This is a genomic window from Acinetobacter pollinis, assembly GCF_015627175.1.
Classification (GTDB): domain Bacteria; phylum Pseudomonadota; class Gammaproteobacteria; order Pseudomonadales; family Moraxellaceae; genus Acinetobacter; species Acinetobacter pollinis.
In genome coordinates, this window is the sequence record NZ_VTDQ01000084.1 from 1 (window position 1) to 2,357 (window position 2,357).

Annotated in this window: 4 protein-coding genes; all 4 read left to right on the plus strand. The window is 35.4% G+C overall.

Annotated elements, in window-relative coordinates; translation table 11 throughout:
- Positions 1-193, plus strand: a 193-nt coding sequence (locus I2F23_RS13745) for a virulence factor TspB C-terminal domain-related protein (RefSeq protein WP_266096425.1), incomplete at its 5' end; no start/stop codon positions are given.
- Positions 186-470, plus strand: a complete 285-nt coding sequence (locus tag I2F23_RS13750; protein WP_195773126.1) for a DUF2523 domain-containing protein — start codon at positions 186-188, stop codon at positions 468-470. The genes I2F23_RS13745 and I2F23_RS13750, both read left to right, overlap by 8 nt.
- Entirely contained in the window at positions 471-1,610 is a 1,140-nt protein-coding gene (locus tag I2F23_RS13755; protein ID WP_195773127.1) for a zonular occludens toxin domain-containing protein, read from the plus strand.
- A 2-nt stretch (positions 1,611-1,612) separates the two neighbouring features.
- A complete protein-coding gene (locus tag I2F23_RS13760; protein ID WP_213014738.1) occupies positions 1,613-1,798 on the plus strand; it encodes a hypothetical protein in 186 nt (61 codons plus the stop codon).
- Positions 1,799-2,357: the final 559 nt, after the last annotated feature.

The window sequence follows — 2,357 nt, forward strand, 5'->3', positions numbered from 1 at the left end:
ATGGGGTGAGTATTGTCCGTTCTCACCTGGCACTCAAAACATATCATTAGAAAATACAACGGCTTCAATTGATTACGATTTAACATCGTGGTGCAAACTTGCATCAGATATACGCCCGTTTGTACTTGCGATCGGTGCATTAATGTCTTTCTTGATTGCGTCAGGTGTCATTATGGGTGGTAATGATGATTAGATTACTCTTTGTCTTTGGTGACTGGCTTTTAAAAGGTTTTGTTCGTTCTGTACTTATGGGAGCGGGTTTGGGATTAGCAACAGGGGCGGGGCTTCTTGTTGCGATCAATACATATATTGATCATCTTGTTTCACAGTTTGGAACGCTTTCAAGTGATGTTCTTGGTTTGCTTGCAATGTCTGGCGTTCATATCGCTTTGTCATCAATTATTGGTGCTGTCGTATTTAGACTGACGCTCAATAGTGCAAAAGTCACTCTTATTAAAAAGGGTGGTTAAATGTCAACGGTTAGATTAATCACTGGTGGTATTGGTACAGGAAAAACACTTTGGACACTTGAGCAACTGTTTAAGGAACAAGAGAAAGATCCAACACGAAAAATATTTACAGATATTACAGGGATTAAAAATACAGGAATTGAAAAAGCACCCGATGATTGGAGAACAATTCCTAATAACAGTCTTGTTGTCTATGATGAAGTTCAATATCGTGATTTATTCAGTAGACATAACTCAAAAAGGGATAAACAAATCCTTGATTTGACTACAATTCGTAAACGTGGCATTGAAATGTGGCTGATTACTCAACGAGCGAGATTTTTAAATGCTGATGTTATAGGTCTCGTAAATCAGCATGTGCATTTAGAAAGAGTAGGGCAAAAAATAAGTAACGTATACATATTTCAAGAAGCTGAGTTAAACATAACAAAGACGAAAAAAATGTTTGCGTTTGAGAAATATAGATGGGTTTATCCAGAACACCTGTTCGGATTTTATGAATCGATTCAACCCGATGCGAAACACAATAAACGCTCATATTTAAATAAAGGTATTGTCGCTGTTGTCTTAACTTTAGTTTTAGCACTAATTGCAGGTGTTATATTTGTTCGTTCTGCAACGAAACAGGGTATTTCTTCTAATGGTGTTGAAACAAAAAAACCTGATAAACAGTATGTTCAACCAGTGCCGACTTCTACAAATAATCAGGCTCAAGCTGTTCAAGACTCTGCTGATCTGAGCATTGAATGTCGAAAAGGTGAGAATGTTGAAAAGCCTGAGTGTGTAAATTGGTTTAATCAAATATCAAAACGTGAAACTTCTGTTTCTACTGGAGAACATGGACAAACTGTTATTTCGTATGACCCTGAAAAACCTTTTCAAAAACAAGCGATGACTTATCAGGTCAAGACAAAACCTGTATTTAGTGGTTGTATGAAATTAAACGGTAAATACGTGGCGTATACGCAACAAGGTACAATCTTGGACGGTGTTTCACAGTCTGATTGTAAGCGTGTCATAGAAAATGGAGAAAGACCTTTTAACTATTTTAGTGAACAGAAGCAGAATACAGTCACTGGTGCAGTCGGTACTGATCAGGAAAAACTTAAAACAATGTATGAAAACAAAGAGGGCATTTAACAATGACTATTGAATTTACGCTTGATGAATTAAATGAAATTTATCAAGTTGCTTTTGAGCATAATTATAGAGAAATAGTTGCTAAGATAGAGACTAAATATACGTGTTGTTATAGTTGTCATCGTCTTGTTCTAAATGAAGAATTTGAACATCATTATGAGTTTACCTGTCCTTGGCGTGATTATTAAATATGAAAAACTTTCTTTTGTATAGCTTTAAGTGCTTAGTTGATTCTGCAAAGAATGAAGAATTTTCTTATAAAACTTTTTTTATTTCTCTTTCACTGTGGGCAATAGTTATTTCTTTTCTTTGGTTACGTTAATCCTCCCATGTGCTTCTCAATGGGAGTAACCAAAAAAATGAAATCAGGGGAATTGATGTGCTCGAGCAGTGCGCAGAGTCATCAAGGCGTAGTCTTTCATTTTTGCATGAATACATATGAATACTGATCAATTAATAAAAATGCTTGAAAGCTATTTGCAATTGTTACAACAGCAAGATACGAATAATGATGATGAAATAACGCAAGTAAAATTAATGATTTGGTCGATCAGGGACGACTTAAGGACAAAAAGATTTATAAATAGTTTAAGTCTAAGCAATCGAGCTTTTAGGCGTTAGGATTTCCGCATAACTCTATATTATGTTACTTGATTAAGGCATTGATAGCTTTGCTGTCAATGTTCATCAGAACGATTATAAGAGCGTTAGCGGTGTATTGTGATGACTTGCTGTCATTTAACATAA

Excerpts from the sequence above, each read along its gene's own strand:
- I2F23_RS13750 (WP_195773126.1), top strand. The coding sequence starts at position 186 with ATGATTAGATTACTCTTTGTCTTTGGTGACTGGCTTTTAAAAGGTTTT.
- I2F23_RS13755 (WP_195773127.1), top strand. The coding sequence starts at position 471 with ATGTCAACGGTTAGATTAATCACTGGTGGTATTGGTACAGGAAAAACA.
- I2F23_RS13760 (WP_213014738.1), top strand. The coding sequence starts at position 1,613 with ATGACTATTGAATTTACGCTTGATGAATTAAATGAAATTTATCAAGTT.